The sequence below is a fragment of the Streptomyces sp. NPDC048504 genome (genome assembly GCF_043200035.1).
GTDB lineage: Bacteria > Actinomycetota > Actinomycetes > Streptomycetales > Streptomycetaceae > Streptomyces.
Window position 1 is genome coordinate 132,647 of the sequence record NZ_JBICXA010000011.1, and the last position, 11,688, is coordinate 144,334.

Annotated in this window: 11 protein-coding genes; 4 read left to right on the top strand and 7 right to left on the bottom strand. The window is 70.4% G+C overall.

The annotated features are described in order from the left end of the window. Positions 1-156 precede the first annotated feature (156 nt). On the bottom strand, positions 157-894 hold the full coding sequence (locus ACGFY9_RS26790) for a GntR family transcriptional regulator (RefSeq protein WP_393758497.1): 738 nt from the start codon (positions 892-894) through the stop codon (positions 157-159). Positions 895-1,024: 130 nt separating this feature from the next. Between ACGFY9_RS26790 and ACGFY9_RS26795 the strand changes: the two genes are divergently transcribed. Then, a complete protein-coding gene (locus tag ACGFY9_RS26795) occupies positions 1,025-2,041 on the top strand; it encodes a Gfo/Idh/MocA family oxidoreductase (RefSeq protein ID WP_366493803.1) in 1,017 nt (338 codons plus the stop codon). Positions 2,042-2,092: 51 nt separating this feature from the next. On the opposite strand, the gene ACGFY9_RS26800 is transcribed toward ACGFY9_RS26795, so the two are convergent. From ACGFY9_RS26800 to ACGFY9_RS26815, 4 genes are all read right to left on the bottom strand, one after another. Further along, entirely contained in the window at positions 2,093-2,491 is a 399-nt protein-coding gene (locus tag ACGFY9_RS26800; RefSeq protein ID WP_393758499.1) for a PaaI family thioesterase, read from the bottom strand. 182 nt (positions 2,492-2,673) lie between these two features. Then, positions 2,674-3,858: a cytochrome P450 gene (locus ACGFY9_RS26805; RefSeq protein WP_393758190.1), complete on the bottom strand. Its 1,185-nt coding sequence runs from the start codon at positions 3,856-3,858 to the stop codon at positions 2,674-2,676. Positions 3,859-3,922: 64 nt separating this feature from the next. Continuing rightward, positions 3,923-4,603 carry a response regulator gene (locus ACGFY9_RS26810; protein WP_393758192.1) on the bottom strand — a complete coding sequence of 227 codons (681 nt, stop codon included), beginning with the start codon at positions 4,601-4,603 and terminating at the stop codon, positions 3,923-3,925. Between the two features lie 232 nt (positions 4,604-4,835). Next, entirely contained in the window at positions 4,836-6,092 is a 1,257-nt protein-coding gene (locus ACGFY9_RS26815; protein WP_393758194.1) for a histidine kinase, read from the bottom strand. A gap of 233 nt (positions 6,093-6,325) precedes the next feature. Here ACGFY9_RS26815 and ACGFY9_RS26820 point away from each other — a divergent pair, with 233 nt between their 5' ends. Continuing rightward, a complete protein-coding gene (locus ACGFY9_RS26820; RefSeq protein WP_393758196.1) occupies positions 6,326-6,712 on the top strand; it encodes a ribonuclease domain-containing protein in 387 nt (128 codons plus the stop codon). 297 nt (positions 6,713-7,009) lie between these two features. Next, entirely contained in the window at positions 7,010-8,017 is a 1,008-nt protein-coding gene (locus tag ACGFY9_RS26825) for a hypothetical protein (protein ID WP_393758198.1), read from the top strand. Positions 8,018-8,084: 67 nt separating this feature from the next. On the opposite strand, the gene ACGFY9_RS26830 is transcribed toward ACGFY9_RS26825, so the two are convergent. Then, positions 8,085-9,146 carry a hypothetical protein gene (locus tag ACGFY9_RS26830; protein ID WP_393758200.1) on the bottom strand — a complete coding sequence of 354 codons (1,062 nt, stop codon included), beginning with the start codon at positions 9,144-9,146 and terminating at the stop codon, positions 8,085-8,087. Between the two features lie 445 nt (positions 9,147-9,591). Between ACGFY9_RS26830 and ACGFY9_RS26835 the strand changes: the two genes are divergently transcribed. Continuing rightward, on the top strand, positions 9,592-10,572 hold the full coding sequence (locus ACGFY9_RS26835; RefSeq protein ID WP_393758202.1) for a TauD/TfdA dioxygenase family protein: 981 nt from the start codon (positions 9,592-9,594) through the stop codon (positions 10,570-10,572). 32 nt (positions 10,573-10,604) lie between these two features. On the opposite strand, the gene ACGFY9_RS26840 is transcribed toward ACGFY9_RS26835, so the two are convergent. Then, positions 10,605-11,687 (bottom strand): hypothetical protein, encoded by a 1,083-nt coding sequence (locus ACGFY9_RS26840; protein ID WP_393758203.1) that lies wholly within the window; start codon positions 11,685-11,687, stop codon positions 10,605-10,607. Position 11,688: the final 1 nt, after the last annotated feature.

The following is an 11,688-nucleotide window of genomic DNA, read 5'->3' on the forward strand; positions in this document are numbered from 1 at the left end:
TCGTTGCCGGGTGCAGGCGTTGTGGCTGGTCGCGCCCCGCGGCGGAGCCGCAGATCGACACAGCCCCGCGCCCCTGAAGAAGGGGCGTGATGGTGAGCGCCAACCAATTCGCATTGTCCGGACATTATGACGAACAACGCGGGCGAAGCCGTGCACTCAGGGACGTACCAAGAGCTGGAACTCGAACGAGTAACGCGTCGGCCGATAGGTATGGCTGCCGAATTCCACCGCGCGCCCGGTGTCGTCGAACGTGGTGCGCTGCATGGTGAGCAGGGGAGCACCCTCGGACTCGGCGAGGCGTTCGGCCTCCTCGGCCGTGGCGCCGCGGGCGCCGATGGACTGGCGGGCGCTGTGCAGGGTGATGCCGGCGGTGCGCATCATCCGGTACAGGCCGGTGGCCTCCAGCTGCGCGGTGTCGAGGTCGAGGAGGCCGAGCGGCAGGTGGTTGGACAGGTACGCCATCGGCTCGCCGTGCGCGAGGCGCAGCCGGTCGATGCGGTGCACGTCGCTGTCCTCGGCGACGCCGAGTGCCGCCGCGACCTCGGCGGAGGCCGGCACGACGGTGTTGACGAGGACCTTTGTGGCGGGGCGCTGCCCGGCCGCCTCCAGGTCGTCGAAGAGGCTGCTGAGTTCCAGCGGGCGTTTGACCTGGCTGTGCACGACCTGCGTGCCGACGCCCCGGCGGCGCACCAGGAGGCCCTTGTCGACCAGCGACTGGATGGCCTGGCGGACCGTGGGCCGGGACAGGCCGAGCCGGGCCGCCAGTTCGATCTCGTTGCCCAGCAGACTGCCGGGGGTCAGCGAGCCGTGTTCGATCGCGGCCTCCAGCTGCTGGGACAGCTGGAAGTACAACGGCACCGGGCTGCTCCGGTCCACGCTGAGTTCGAGCGGCACTGTCGGGTCCACATCTGGTTTCGGCACGGGCCCGAGCGTAGCTGTGTGAATGGTTGACGGGAAGTGATGTAGTTCGATTGTCCGGACATACGCATTGACAGCGCGCCTGGTCGGCCCTCAGTTTGTTCCCATGCGCATCGGAGTCATCGGTACGGGCCGCATCGGGACCATCCATGCCAGGACCCTCAGCCGTCATCGTGAGGTCGGTTCGCTGATCCTCACGGACGTGGACCCGGCACGGGCCCAGGAGCTGGCGAACCGGCTGGGGGAAACGGCGGCACCGAGTACGGAGGAGATCTTCAAGTGGGGCGTGGACGCCGTGGTGATCACTACGGCGACATCGGCGCACGCCGAATTAATCGGCAGGGCGGCGCGATCCGGGCTCCCGGTGTTCTGCGAGAAGCCCATCGCGCTTGATCTGCCGGGTTCGCTGCAGGCGATCGCCGAGGTCGAGACGGCGGGAACGATCCTTCAGATGGGGTTCCAGCGGCGGTTCGACGCGGGCTACACGGGCGCCCGGGAGGCGGTGCGCTCAGGGCGGCTGGGACGGCTGCACACGGTCCGCGCGACGACCTCCGACCAGACGCCTCCCCCGGCCGCCTATCTGCCGATCTCCGGCGGGCTCTACCGGGACACCCTCATCCACGACTTCGACATGCTGCGCTGGGTGACCGGGCACGAGGTCGTCGACGTGTACGCGACCGGTTCGGACGCCGGTCCCGCGATGTTCCGCGAGGCCGGTGACATCGACACGGCCGCGGCGGTCCTCACCCTGGACGACGGCACGCTCGCCACGACGACGGCCGCGCGCCTGAACGGGGCGGGCTACGACGTCCGGATGGAGCTGGCCGGAGAACTCGACCAGGTCGTCGTCGGCCTGGACGACCGCACACCGATCGCGTCCACCGAGCCGACCGGCCCCCCGGCCGCGACCAAGCCGTGGACCGGCTTCCTGGAGCGCTTCGGGCCCGCCTACGAGGCCGAGTTGATCGCCTTCGTGGAGGTCGTCGTCGGCCAGCGCACCAACCCGTGCGACGGCCGCGAGGCCCTGCAGGCGCTGCGAATCGCCGAGGCCTGCGAAGTGTCCAGACGCGAACACAGACCCGTCCGCCTCGCGGAGATCGCGGGCAGCTTCCCCTACAGCTGAGCCGACGTGCCGCAGACGGTGATACTCCTCAGCCGCTTCCGGAGGGGGCGCTCAGGACGTACGGACCGCCAGCACCGTCCCCTGGGCGACCGCGCAGAGGGACTCCGTGCCGTCGTCGGCGACCGTGAGGACGTCGCAGCGGACGACGGCCTGGCGGCGGCCGGCCTGGACGACCTCCGCGCGGGCGCGCAGGATGCGGCCGGCGGCCGGGCGGACGTACTCGATGGACAGACCGCCGGTGAGGACCGCCGGACCGAGTGCCGTGCCGCCGGCGAAGGTGAGCGCGTTGTCGGCGGCGTAGGCGAGGACTCCGCCGTGCACGAAGCCGTTCTGCTGGTGCAGGTCCTCCCTGATGTCGATCTCCAGCGTGGCGACGCCGTCCCCGAAGGCACTCAGCCGCGCGCCGATCAGCCTGCTGAAGGGCTGACTCTCCAGCGCCTTCCGAGCCATGCTCAGGTCGAACTCGGCGATCGCGGTCACGAGGGCGGGCCTCCTACGGGGTCCATGACTTCTACGGCGCCACGGCTGCCGCGACTTCAACGGCCGCTGCGGCTACTGCAGTTGGTGCTGAGGTTGCTGTTGCTACGGCCTTCAGGGCTCCGCCGTTGCCACGGCCGCCCCGTACAGCCGTTCTACCAGCGCACCGGCAGGGCGCGCATCCCGCGCATCAGCATGCCCGGGAGCCAGTCGCCGGGCGGCCCGTCCAGGGTGAGGGCGGGGGCGCGCTCCAGCAGGGTGCGTATCGCCGTGCGGGCTTCGAGGCGGGCCAAGGGGGCGCCGAGGCAGTAGTGGATGCCATGGCCGAAGGCGAGGTGGCCGCGGGTGTCGCGGCGGATGTCGAAGCGGTCCGGGGCGGGAAAACGGCCCGGGGCGCGGTCGGCGGCGTTCAGGCAGACCCTGACCGACTCGCCCTTCTCGATGAAGGTGCCGGCGACGTCCAGGGGCTCCGCGGCGAACCGGAACGTCGCGTTCTCCACCGGTCCCTCGTAGCGCAGCATCTCCTCGATCGCGCCGTCGAGCAGGGTCATGTCGGCGCGCAGGGCGGCGAGTTGGTCGGGGTGGGTGAGCAGAGCGTGGACGCCGCCGGTGAGGAGGTTGACGGTCGTCTCGTGGCCGGCGATGAGCAGGATGAAGGCCATGCCCCGCAGTTCCTGCGGGGAGAGCCGGTCGCCGTCCTCGGCGGTGGTGCGGATCAGGTCACTGAGGAGATCGCCGCTGTGACCGGCGCGGCGCTTGTCCTCGATCAGGTCGCGGAGGTACTGGGCGAGCCGCACGATCGCGTCGTACCCGCTGTCCGAGTCGGTGGGTGCGACCGCCTGCGTGGACAGCTCGCGGAATTCCGCGCGGTCCATCTCGGGCACACCGAGCAGCTCGCAGATCACTGTGATCGGCAGCGGGTAGGAGAATGACTCGACCAGGTCGGCGGCGCCGGCCGGCAGCATCGCGTCGAGCAGGTCGTCGGTGATCTGCTGGACGCGCGGCCGCAGTTCCTCGACCCGGCGTGCGGTGAACGAGCGGCTGATCAGGCCGCGCAGCCGGGTGTGCTGCGGTGGGTCGGCGGACAGCAGGTGTTTGCCGATCAGCTCTTCGTCGAGGAACGTCACCCCGATCCTGCTGCCGTCCTTGGCCAACCGCGGGTCGGTGAGCGCCGAGCGTGCCTCCTCGTGCCCCACGATCAGCCAGGTCTCGTGGCCCTGGTCCGACGCCGGCATCCGCACGCGGTGCACCGGGCCCCGCTCCCGCAGCATGGCGTACACCGGATACGGGTCCCGCCGGAACTCCTCGCCGAACTCCCCCAGATCGACCACTTCGGCCATGCCTGCCCCTCCCGGACGATCCCCCGAGGTCTCCCAGTGCAGTGAGAACGCGCGGCACCGCCGGCTAGTGCCCGCTCTCCCCGTCCCCTTCGAGCAGACCCGCGTCGTACGCCAACAGGGCGATCTGCACACGGTTGTTGAGGTCGAGCTTGGCCAGGATGCGGGAGACGTGGGTCTTGACGGTGGCGACGCTCATGAAGAGGCCGGTGGCGATCTCGGCGTTGGCGAGGCCCTGGCCGACGGCCACGGCGACCTCGCGTTCGCGGTCCCCCAGGGCGGCGATGCGTTCACGCGCGCGTGCCCGACGGGTGTCCGTGGCGGTGCCCGCCGCGTGCTCCATCAACTGGCGGGTGACCACGGGCGACAGCACGGGATCGCCGGCCGCGACCCGGCGTACGGCGTCGAGGATCTCGGCGGGCGGGGTGTCCTTGAGGACGAAGCCGGCGGCGCCCGCGCGGAGGGCCCGTAGCACCTGTTCGTCGGCGTGGAAGGTGGTGAGGACGACGATCTGGGGCGCGTCGCCCCGGGCACGCAACCGCTCCGTCGCCGTCAGCCCGTCGACCGACGGCATACGGATGTCCATGAGGACGACGTCCGGGTGGACGCGGTCGACGAGTTCCTCGACCTCGCTGCCGTCGGCGGCCTCGCCGACGATCTCGATGTCGGCGGCGCCGCCCAGCATGAAGGACAGCCCGGCCCGCACCAGCGGGTCGTCGTCGACAAGGAGCAGTCTGATCGCAGTCATGGGGCTACGTAACCACGGCTCCGGGGCGGGTGGTGGCGCGGTCCGCGGTGCCGGGTCGGGTGGCGCCCAAGGCCCGAGCGGACCGGGCCACGCGGCGCGCACTCCCTCACCGCACTCCCCCCGTCACACCCCCTGTTCGCAGGCCGCCGACGTACACAGGAGCGGTGGCTTCCGGGAGCGACTCCCATCCTCCTTGCGCAGTAAGGGAGTTACCCGTGGCGCCGAACGGGACTCACCCCCAGGGCAGCCACGCCCGCACCCGGAATCCGCCGCTCTCCTCCGGCCCGTGTTCCAGTCGTCCGCCCGCCAGCGTCGCCCGCTCGGTCAGCCCGATCAACCCCTGGCCGGAGCCGGGAACATGGGGCACCTCGCCCTCCGGGGGCGGGTTACGCACGGCGATCACCAGGCCGTCGCCCGGGGTGCCGGTGACCGTCACGGTGACCTCCGTGCCCGGGGCGTGTTTGCGGGCGTTGGTGAGGGCCTCCTGGGCGATGCGGTAGGCGGTGCGGCCGACCGAGGCCGGGACCGCGGCGGGGTCGGTGACCCGGTTGGCGAGGGTGACCTTCATGCCGGCCTCGCGGGACTCGGTGACCAGCGCGTCCAGGGCGCCGAGCGTGGGCTGCGGACGGCCCGTGTCGTCGGGCTCGCCCGCGCGCAGGACGCCGATGATCTCGCGCAGGTCCTGCAGCGCCTCGTGGGCGCTCTCGCGGATGACTCCGGCCGCCCGCGCGACCTCCTCGCGGGGCGCGTCAGGACGGAACTCCAGCGCGCCCGCGTGCACGCTCAGCAGGGTCAGCCGGTGCGCGAGCACGTCGTGCATCTCGCGCGCGATGGCCTCACGGGCGAGCCGCTGGGCCTGCTCGGCCCGCAGCTCCGCCTCCGTCTCGGCGCGCCGGGCGCGGTCGCGCAGGCTCAGCATGAGCTGCCGCTTGGAGCGGACGAACATGCCCCAGCCGATGACGGTGAGGGTGAGCAGTTCGGTGAACACGACCGCGCCGGCGTACGGCAGGTCGGGGTCCGGGCGCAGCCAGAAGAACAGCGGGGCCAGGGCGAGTTGGACGCCGCCGATCCAGGCGACGTAGCGGAAGGGGCGGTGCACGGCGAGGGTGAACACGGCGACCATGGCGGCGCCGCCCGCCGTGTTCGACACGAAGCCGACGGGGACCATCGCGACCGCGAGGCCGAGCGGCCAGCGGCGGCGCAGCCACACCGCGCCGCAGGCGAGGACCCCGAAGAACTGGTCCACGACGGCGAGGGAGTGCGGGGTCCCGGTGTCGCTGTCGAGGGTCTGCGCGGCGGCGAGTCCGATGCCGACGGCCAGCAGGAAGCAGCAGGTGTCGACGACCCAGTCGCGTGCGGTACGGCGGGGCCGTCCGCGCCGTTCGACGGCGGGATCGAGTTCGTCGGCCACCGCGGACGGCAGCAGCCATCGGCGCCCCACGAACGCCTGCGGTACCTGCGCGGTCCTGTCACCTGTCACAGTCGACAAATCTATGCGGCACCGGGTCCGGTCACCCACCCCGTGCGGGGGAACGGCGACCAAAGTCGCGCGATCACAGACTTTCGGCGGACACGGCGCGGACCTGCCTCGGCCCGTAGATGTGGAGGAGGTGGGGCAAGGGGCGGCCCGACGTTAACTTCACGAAAACTCATCGGACTTGACGGGAAAATCTTCAGAGTTGTCATTGACATGCCACTGTCTACGCGCGTCATCATATGGCCATGAGATTCCCCCCACGCGCAACACGAATCGGCACCACGGTCGCCCTCCTGTCCGCCCTCGCCGTGGGCGGCACCGTCACGGCGACCACGGCGAACGCCGCCGTCGGCAGCATCTGCTACACCAAGCTGCCCTCGCAGGCGTACGACACGCTCGACCTGATCGAGTCCGACGGCCCCTTCCCGTACTCGCAGGACGGAGTCGTCTTCCAGAACCGGGAAGGCGTCCTGCCCAGTCAGTCCACGGGCTACTACCACGAGTACACGGTCATCACCCCGGGCTCCTCGACACGTGGCGCCAAGCGCATCGTCACCGGCGAGAAGACCGACGAGGACTACTACACCGCGGACCACTACGTCACCTTCAACCTGATCAACTTCGGCTGCTGATCCGAAGGTGATCCCGTCCAGGTAGCCGAGTCACCGCACGAACCCCCACCCGTGCGGCCGATCGGCGAGTTGACCACAACGGCGCGACCTCGCCCCGCAGTCCCCCCACGTTCACCGGCTGCGGGGCGAGCCACCTGACCCGGCGCATTAAAATGGAATGGCGCATTCCGCCGATACGGCAGGGCAATTCCGAGAATTCACGCGACATCGTCGCCCCGGAAAAAATCAGCCCCCATCCTGTTCAGCCGTTTTCAGAACCCATTCCGCGAAACCATTCGGCGCGGTACCCTCTGACGCATGTCAACGCGGATTCCGTCCGGCGGGCGGGGACAGAACCCCTGGCTGGGACGCCTTTCCCGGGGTATGCAGGTGCTCCTTCTCGTGTGTTCCCTCCTGGTTTCCCTGGTGACCATCTGGGGCGGTACTCGGCTGCCGGGCGGATGGCGTGACGGCGCCAACGCGATCGGCCTCGGAATCCTGGTGTCCGCGGTGTTCGGAATGGCGCAATCGGTGATCACGGACCCCATTTCGAAGGAGATCCTGCGCCAGTCGATCACCGAGGAGGTCCGGGCGGCCCTGACGGATCTGCACACCTCGTACATCCCCACGAACGAGTTCCCCGCGAGCGACCAGCCCGGCATCGGCTTCAACGCGCTCATGTCGCAGGACATGCAGAACTCCGACACCTACTGGTTCCGCGGTATCCACACCAAGTTCTGCGCGGCCCGGTTCTCCATGATGCGCAGTTCGAATGTCCAGGCATATCTGATCCTGCCGGATCCGACCGTCCCGCATTCGCTGGACGCCCGGCTGGAATACCGTGCGACCCAGGCGGCCGGCGACCGGACGTCGATCCCCGAACTGCGGGAGAAGACCCTCCGCTCCATCCACGCCGGGCTCGTCGGGCTTTTTCTCGCGCGGAACAAGTGCGGTTCGATCGAGGTCCTGCTCGTCTCGACGCCCGCCCTGGACCGGTTCGAGATATTCCAGCACAGTGTGTGGATCTCGCTCTTCAGCGATATGGACCAGGGCACTCTCTTTCCCCGGGCCATGCGGTTCTCCAAGGCCTCGCTGCTCCACCGCATGCAGGGAGCGGAGTGTCTGGCCATCCGTCGCTCGCCAGCGACCAGGAGGTTCGAGATCAGCCGGACGACCACCGAGGAGGATTTCGTCGCACTGTTCCGCGACATGACCGGGAAGGAGCTGACACCGGAGCTCCTCACCGACCTGACAGCGGACGTCGAGGGCACCGCCGGCCGGTTCCGGACCGCGATCCGGGCGGACGGTCCGGCCTGGCGGCGCTGATCCGCGGCCCGTGGCCCGCGCGCACGGGTGCGACCCCCCTCGCCCCTCCCTCACCGCCGCTCCCACCTCATTCCGCCCGGTACCAGGCAGCCGCGGCCGGGTCCAGAGCCACGGTGGACCGGCCCGAGCCGCCGCCGGCGGAGGACACGACACCGGCCGCCGCGGCCGAGAGCACCCGGACCGTGGTCCCGTGCAGGTCGAGCCCGCTGCGCCGGCCGTCCGCGGCCAGGAAGTCCCGGAAGATCTCCTCCCTGGCCCGGTTGTTGAGGCTGTCGCCGCGCGGCTCGGCCCCGTCGTCCGCCGGACGCACCCGGACGCGGCTGACCCGCTCGCCCCCGATGAGTCCGTTGTTGCGGTAGACCACCACGTCGAAGGGGCTCTCCCGGTCGGGCCCGCCGTCCTGGTAGGAGTGGACCTGGATCGTCATGAGCGGCCCCACCTGGAGCGTCACCCGCTCGTGCCGCACCCGCCCGTTCCCCCGGTAGGTGTCCTCCGGGAGCTCCAGCCAGGACCGGCCGGAGAAAGAGGACTGGAGGAGCGACAGCACGGCCGTGGTGACCACGTCCCGGCCGCTCAGCGACCGCACCAGCAGCACCACGTCCGTCTCGCCCCACGCCTGGTCCGGGACCGAGGCCGGCCGGGGCAGCGCACCGAACCGGCGCCAGCGTTCGGCACCGAACAGCCGTTCGTACGCCACGTCGGTCAACTGGGCGTCGATCCGCCGGGCGTCCACCGCGCTCACCTCGATGCCGAACCGGTCCGGTGGCCGCGCGGAGGCCCGGTTCACCTCGCTCAGCCAGCAGAAGAGATCGACGAAGTGATAGCCGGAGTGCAGCAGCTTTCCATAGCCGTACTTGTACGGGTGCCCCTCGCGCGAGACGAATTCCCATGGCATGTTCCAGGTGCCGTCGGAATGGTGAACATCCACATAGGTGACGGGAATTCCGTATTCGGCCACGACGTCACCGAGGATGTCCTTTACCAGGCGATAGCCAGGATGCGCCCGGCGTTGTGCCTGGACGACCACGGTGACGCCCTTCGCCGCGGCGAGTTCGGTCAGGAACCGATGATCGTCCACCAGTCGTAACGCCTCGGCCGCACCTTCACCGCGCAAGTCTCGTGCCGTCACCGGCTTTTCCAGGAGTACGTTCATCCCCTGCCGGATCGCCCATTCCGCATAGGCGCGATGGGCTCGCGGTTCGGTCGCGACGACACAGCCCCAGGCTGGTTCGTCCCGAAGGGGATCATCTCTCGCGAGAGCTGCTTTCAGGCCGCCCTGGTCGAGGCCTTTCTCCAGAAATACCGTACGGCGGGGCTGAATCGATCGGCCCGCCAGATACTTTTCCGTCAACGTCCTTTGCGAGGCCAGCTCGACAACCGTGTCTATGGTGAGAGCGCCGGTCGACTGGTACCTTTCGAGGAGCGGATAGTACAGCGTCCGGGCATAGGGCCCGAGCCCGGCCAGCACAATTCTCGGGGCGAGCACATCGGGCATGACTCTCTTCCTTCGCGCATGACAGGAACACGAATCCGTACGAGTCCTGGGCCGTATGAGACGGAAAGGGATCGAATTCATGGAGCGCAATCCCGGCCGGCCTCCCGCCGAGTTGTCCGTCATGCCGATCACCGGATATTTCGGGGCAGAGGTCCTCGGTGTCCGGCTGGCCGCGCCCCTGGCACCCGGAGTGCTCACGGCCCTGCGCCGGGCCCTTCAGGAGTACCGGGTGCTCATCTTCCGTCGTCAGTTCCTGACGCACGGTCAGCAGACCCGGCTGGCACGGCGGTTCGGCCCGCTGGCACCGCCCCACCCCTGGCGGCCGCCCGCCCCGCGGTACCCGTTCGTGCACACCCTCAGCACCGGAGGAGCCGGTGCGGGAAGGAAGCCCGAGACCGCGGAGGAGCGCCACCGGGCCGCATGGCGCTCCCCCGACTACCTCTCCGGCTGGCACGCCGACGTCACCGCCGCGGTGAACCCGCCGTCCATGAGCGTGCTCCGGGCCGCCCGGGTGACGTCCCGGGGCGGCGACACGACCTGGGCCGACCTCGTCACCGCGTACGCCCGTCTGTCCGCTCCGTTGCGCCGCTTCCTCGACGAACTCACCGCGGAGCACCGCTACTTGGTGGGTTACGTGCCGTTCGGTGTCGAGGACCGCGCCTCCCGCGAGGCTCTGGGGGCCGGGCTCGTCGCGCACCATCCGGTGGTCCGGGTGCTGCCGGAGAGCGGACTGCGGGCCCTCTTCGTGAACCCGGCCTTCACCAGCCACATCAACGAACTGTCCCCGCCGGAGAGCAGGAACGTCCTCGGCCTGCTCTTCGCCCACATGGTCCGCCCGGAGTTCTGCGTCCGGCATCGCTGGGAGGCCGGTGACGTGGCGATCTGGGACAACCGCGCCACCGTGCACATCGCACCGGAGGACCATGAACACCTGGGCGAGGAACGGGAGATGCACCGCGTCTTCGTCGCCGGACCACTCCCGGTGGGCCCCGGCGGACGGGAGTCGGTCGCCGTCTCCGGGGCGCCCTACCAGGCGGCGGACCAGCCGGACGAGGACTGACGAGCGCCGGTCCGCCGCTGGCGCGGTGCCCCTCACCGCGGCAGCTGTACCGGCCGCACCGGCCAGTCCGGGCCGTACGACGGGATGAGCAGCAGGTGTCCGATGTCCGCCGGTGCCGGACGGGCCGTGAACTCGACCGTGTCCCCGTCACGGCAGAAGCCGAACGCCTTGGAGTGACTCACGACGGTCGCCGTCCCGTACCGCGCACCCGACTCGCCCACCACGTCCGTCACCTGGAACACCGCGGGCAGGTCGAGGTGTCCGGGCGGCCCTTCCTCGACGAAGACCCCGCGCATCCGGTCCCTGGGCCCGGGCTCCCGCAGCGGCACCGGGGCCGTCGGGAAGCGTTCGGCCCGGCTCCGCGAGTGGTAGGAGATCGAGACGCGCACCCCCCGGTAGCGCAGATTGAACCGGTTCCGCCGGCCCGCTTCGAAGGCGGTGAACATCGCGTGCGGCGGCGTGGTCGCGTAGGCCGCCCGCCATACGTAGTACAGGTTGGTCTGCTCGTCCGGCGGCCAGCGTCTGGTCCAGCCGGAGCGGGGCGCGGTCAGCAGCCGGGGGATCGCGCGGCTCGTCGCGGCCACCGCGTCCGCGCCGTAGACGTCGAGGTCGACGTCCGAGCCGTCGCGGGACAGACCGCAGGCGTACGAGCCGTTGAGCCCGATGTGCGCCAGGTCCGTGCCCGCGGCCTCGGTGAGCGAGCCGATCAGCTTCGCGACCAGGCGTTCGCGGCCGGAGCCGGGGTGTGCGACCACCCGGCGGGCGGCCTCCTCCGGCACGATCGCGGCGGCCACGTCCGCGGGCCGGAGCAGTTCGAAGCGCCGTGCGTACAGCGGCACGTCGACGAAAGGGTGACGTCGTCGCACAGGTGTGCCGTCCGGCCAGCGGTGGTCGCGGACCTTGACGTGTCCGTCGCGTTGTTCGCAGTCGTCGCGCGGGGCGTCGCACAGGGGCGCCCAGTCCGGCACGGCCAGAACGCCGTTCTCCGGGTGCAGGTCGCCCACCGCCTTGTACACCCAGCCGTCACGGGTCCAGAACTTGTCGGCGTACCGCACTCCCCGGTCGGCGTACCCGCCGAGGGCGGCCACCGGTGCCTCCTGCTCCCAGACGGGCATG

Coding starts and splice junctions, on each gene's coding strand:
- ACGFY9_RS26795 (WP_366493803.1), top strand. CDS start 1,025: ATGCGCATCGGAGTCATCGGTACGGGCCGCATCGGGACCATCCATGCC.
- ACGFY9_RS26800 (WP_393758499.1), bottom strand. CDS start 2,491: ATGGCTCGGAAGGCGCTGGAGAGTCAGCCCTTCAGCAGGCTGATCGGC.
- ACGFY9_RS26805 (WP_393758190.1), bottom strand. CDS start 3,858: ATGGCCGAAGTGGTCGATCTGGGGGAGTTCGGCGAGGAGTTCCGGCGG.
- ACGFY9_RS26810 (WP_393758192.1), bottom strand. CDS start 4,603: ATGACTGCGATCAGACTGCTCCTTGTCGACGACGACCCGCTGGTGCGG.
- ACGFY9_RS26820 (WP_393758196.1), top strand. CDS start 6,326: ATGAGATTCCCCCCACGCGCAACACGAATCGGCACCACGGTCGCCCTC.
- ACGFY9_RS26825 (WP_393758198.1), top strand. CDS start 7,010: ATGTCAACGCGGATTCCGTCCGGCGGGCGGGGACAGAACCCCTGGCTG.
- ACGFY9_RS26835 (WP_393758202.1), top strand. CDS start 9,592: ATGGAGCGCAATCCCGGCCGGCCTCCCGCCGAGTTGTCCGTCATGCCG.
- ACGFY9_RS26840 (WP_393758203.1), bottom strand. CDS start 11,687: ATGCCCGTCTGGGAGCAGGAGGCACCGGTGGCCGCCCTCGGCGGGTAC.